The 3,900-nt window shown below is 73.0% G+C and carries 4 protein-coding genes; all 4 read left to right on the forward strand.

Translation table 11 applies throughout. The annotated features are described in order from the left end of the window. Positions 1 to 525, forward strand: a 525-nt coding sequence (locus ACTUAL_RS06750) for a transporter substrate-binding domain-containing protein (protein ID WP_440899645.1), incomplete at its 5' end; no start/stop codon positions are given. Next, positions 515 to 1,360 (forward strand): amino acid ABC transporter permease, encoded by an 846-nt coding sequence (locus ACTUAL_RS06755; RefSeq protein WP_440899646.1) that lies wholly within the window; start codon positions 515 to 517, stop codon positions 1,358 to 1,360. The genes ACTUAL_RS06750 and ACTUAL_RS06755, both read left to right, overlap by 11 nt. Next, complete coding sequence (locus ACTUAL_RS06760; RefSeq protein WP_096492328.1) at positions 1,357 to 2,115, forward strand: amino acid ABC transporter ATP-binding protein; 759 nt, start codon at positions 1,357 to 1,359, stop codon at positions 2,113 to 2,115. The genes ACTUAL_RS06755 and ACTUAL_RS06760 overlap by 4 nt, the downstream gene beginning before the upstream one ends. 2 nt (positions 2,116 to 2,117) lie before the next feature. Next, on the forward strand, positions 2,118 to 3,851 hold the full coding sequence (locus ACTUAL_RS06765; RefSeq protein WP_440899647.1) for an aminotransferase class V-fold PLP-dependent enzyme: 1,734 nt from the start codon (positions 2,118 to 2,120) through the stop codon (positions 3,849 to 3,851). The last annotated feature ends 49 nt before the right edge of the window (positions 3,852 to 3,900 follow it).

Genomic DNA, 3,900 nt, shown 5'->3' on the forward strand with positions numbered 1-3,900 from the left:
ACGCGGGCCCGCCAGGAGCAGATCAGCTTCGTGGACTACTTCACCTCGGGCATCACGATCATGGTGCAGAAGGGCAACCCCACCGGCGTCAAGGGCCCCGACGACCTGTGCGGCAAGTCCGTCGCGGTCGCGCTGGGCACCAGCCAGGAGGCGTTCGCCAAGGAGCAGAGCGGCAAGTGCACCGGCGCGGGCAAGGAGCCCGTGACCGTCACCGCGACCGACAGCGACACGCAGAACCAGAACCAGCTGCGCACCGGCCGCGTCGCCGCGATCGTCAACGACCTGCCCACCGCCGTGTACGTGTCCAAGACCGCGGGCAAGGGCGAGTACTTCGAGGCGGTCGACCACGCGCCCATCAACGGCGGCCCGTACGGCATCGGCGTGCGCAAGGACGCCGGGCAGCTCGCCACCGCCCTGCAGGGCGCCGTGCAGTCCCTGATCGACGACGGCACCTACGGCAAGATCATGGACGCCTGGGGCGTCGCGCCGGGCTCGGTCGCCAAGGCCACGATCAATGGCGGGTGACCGGGTGAGCACCGACAACGCGCGGCGGGACGAGCTGGTCGTCGTCCCGCTGCGGCACTGGGGCCGCTGGGTCGGCGCGGCCGTGCTGCTGGCGCTGCTGGGCGCGCTGGGCTGGGCGCTGGCGGGCGCGCGGATCGACTACGCGGCCGTGCCCGGCTTCTTCACCCACGAGATCATGCTGCGCGGCCTGGTGAACACGGTCGTGCTGGCCGTGGTGGCGCAGGCGGGCGCGATCGTGCTGGGCGTGGGCATCGCGCTGCTGCGCCGCTCGGCGAACCCGGTGGCCCGCTGGTTCGCGGCCGGGTACGTGTGGCTGTTCCGGGGGCTGCCGGTGCTGCTGCAGATCCTGCTGTGGTTCAACCTGGCGCTGGTGTTCGACACCATCTCGATCCCGATGGTGTTCGAGGTGCGGACGAACGTGCTGATCACCGCGTTCGTCGCCGCGCTGCTGGGGCTCGGGCTCAACGAGAGCGCGTACATGGCCGAGATCGTCCGCGCCGGGCTGAACAGCGTGGACCACGGGCAGGTCGAGGCGGCCAAGGCGATCGGCATGACGCCCGCGACGACGCTGCGCAGGGTCGTGCTGCCGCAGGCCATGCGGGTGATCATCCCGCCGACCGGCAACAACTTCATCAACATGCTCAAGGGCACCTCGATGGCCTCGGTCATCGGGTTCCTGGAGCTGATCCACGCGGCGAACAACATCGCGTCGCACAACCTCCAGATCATGGAGACGCTGCTCGCCGCCGCCGCCTGGTACATGGTCGTGGTGAGCGCGGCGAGCGTCGGCCAGCACTTCCTGGAGCGCGCCTACGGCAAGGGGGTGGCCCGATGAGCCTGGTCAGGGCCGTCGGAGTGCGGAAGTCCTACGGGAGCACCGAGGTGCTCAGCGGCATCGACTTGGAGGTCGAGGCCGGGCAGGTGTGGTGCCTGCTGGGGCCGTCCGGCGCGGGCAAGAGCACGTTCCTGCGCTGCGTGAACCACCTGGAGACCATCGACTCCGGCCGGATCTGGGTCGACGGCGAGCCGGTCGGGTTCGCCAGCAGGGGCGGGAAGCTGCACGAGCTGCGCGAGCGCGAGGTCGCCAGGCAGCGGCGCGGCACCGGCATGGTGTTCCAGCGCTTCAACCTGTTCCCGCACCGCACCGCGCTGGAGAACATCACCGAGGGGCCGGTGCAGGTGCTCCGCGAGTCCAAGGCGGACGCCGTCGCGCACGCCCGCGAGCTGCTGGAGAAGGTCGGACTGGCCGACAAGGCGGGCGCCTACCCGAACCAGCTCTCCGGCGGGCAGCAGCAGCGGGTGGCGATCGCCCGCGCGCTGGCCATGCGGCCCAAGGTGATGCTGTTCGACGAGCCGACCTCCGCGCTGGACCCGGAGCTGGTGGGCGACGTGCTGGACGTCATGGCGGGGCTGGCGGCGGACGGCATGACGATGCTGGTGGTCACGCACGAGATCGGGTTCGCCAGGCAGGTGGCCGACGAGGTCGCGTTCCTGGACGGCGGGGTCGTGGTCGAGTCCGGGCCTCCCGACCAGGTGCTGGAGAATCCGCGTGAACCCAGGACCCGGCAGTTCCTCTCGAAGGTGCTCTAGCGATGCGCATCCCCTCCTCCTACCTCGTCACCTTCCGCGAACCGGAGGGCTACCTGGACTTCGGCCGCTTCGGCCCGCCCTCGCAGGCCGTGCTGGAGGCGTCCACGCGGATGCTGGAGCAGGCGACCGCCGCCGGACCGTCCACGGTGGACGAGCTGATGCGGCACGAGCTGCGCGCGATGGCGGCGGCGGCGCGGTTGTGCGGGAGCGACACCGACCACGTGGTGCCGCTGCCCAACACCAGCACCGGGCTGTTCCAGGTCGCGCTGGGGCTGGTCGGCGAGGTGGTCGTGTCGCCCGCCGAGTTCCCGGCGAACACCTACCCGTGGGTGCGGGCCGGGCGGGCGCGGGTGAACTGGCTGCCCGCCGGGCCGGTGACGCCCGAGGCGGTGCGGGCCGCGCTGACGCCGGGGACCACGGCGGTGTCGGTGAGCGCGGTCGACTTCCGGACCGGGTACCGGGCGGACCTGGCGGCGCTGCGCGAGGTCGTCGGGGACCGGCTGCTGGTGGTCGACGGCATCCAGGGGTTCGGGGTCGTGGACGAGCCGTGGCAGGTCGCCGACGTGCTGGTGGTCGGCGGGCAGAAGTGGGTGCGGGCCGGGTGGTCCACCGGGTTCATGGCGCTGTCGGACCGGGCGCTGGAGCGGTTGGAGCCGGTCGCGTCCGGGTGGACCGGGGCGCTGGACCCCGGCCTGTTCGACGGGGCGGTGCACCCGGTGGGCGAGGGCGCGGCGGCCTGGTCGCTGACGAACCTGAACCCGATCGCGTCGGGGGCGTTCGCGACGGCGCTGGAGCTGGTGGAGCTGGGCGGGGTCCGCGCGATCGGGGAGCGGATCGGGCAGCGGTTGGACGAGCTGGGCGAGGTGGTCGAGGGCGCGGGCGGCGTGGTCGTGTCGGCGCGCGAGCGGCGCGGCGGGATCATGGCGTTCGAGGTGCCGGGGACGCCGTCCGCGGCGGTGGGGGCGGCGCTGGTGGCCGCCGGGGTCACCGCGACGGTGCGACCGGAGCACGTGCGGTTGACGCCGCACGCCTCGACCACGCCGGAGACGGTGGCGCGGTTCGCCTCGGCGCTGCGGGAGCTGCGGGCGGCCAGGCCGGTGGTGGTGGACGTGCGGGCCGCGGCCGTCGCCCCGGTGCGCGGCAACGTGCTGGACGCGCTGGCCCCGACCGTGGCCGGTCTGGCGTCCGCGCTCGGGCCGGGCACCGAGGTGGTGCTGCACGACCTGTCCGCGCTGCCGAACTCGATCGTGGCCATCGCGGGCGGGCTGACCGGGCGGCAGGTGGGCGGCCCGATGACGGACCTGCTGCTGGGGCTGGTGCGCAGGGGGACCACGCAGGACCTGCCGGGGTACGACACGTACGCGCCGGACGGGCGGCTGATCCGCTCGTCCACGGTGTTCCTGCGCGACGAGCGCGGGGTCGCGGTGGGGTGCCTGTGCGTGAACACGGACCCCGGCGCGGGTGGGGGCGGCGGGCAGGGCGGGCACGCGGTGGAGGCGGTCCCCGGTGACGTGGACACCTTGCAGAAGCTGCTGGTGGAGCGGGCCGTGGAGGCGGTCGGGGTGCCGGTGGGGCTGATGAAGAAGGCGCACAAGTCCGAGGTCGTGCGGGTGCTGGACGAGGCCGGGCTGTTCCTGATCCGGGACTCGGTGGACTACCTGGCGGGGGTGCTGGGGGTTACGCGGTACACGATTTACAACTACCTGAACGAGATCCGGGGGGAGCAGGGGCGCTAGGCGGGTGGGGGTGCTGGGCGGGCGGCGCGGTCGTCTTCCCCGCGCGCGC

Source organism: Actinosynnema sp., from assembly GCF_052038725.1.

Bases quoted from the DNA above. Each gene is read 5' to 3' on its own strand.
- ACTUAL_RS06755 (WP_440899646.1), top strand. From the start codon at position 515: ATGGCGGGTGACCGGGTGAGCACCGACAACGCGCGGCGGGACGAGCTG.
- ACTUAL_RS06760 (WP_096492328.1), top strand. From the start codon at position 1,357: ATGAGCCTGGTCAGGGCCGTCGGAGTGCGGAAGTCCTACGGGAGCACC.
- ACTUAL_RS06765 (WP_440899647.1), top strand. From the start codon at position 2,118: ATGCGCATCCCCTCCTCCTACCTCGTCACCTTCCGCGAACCGGAGGGC.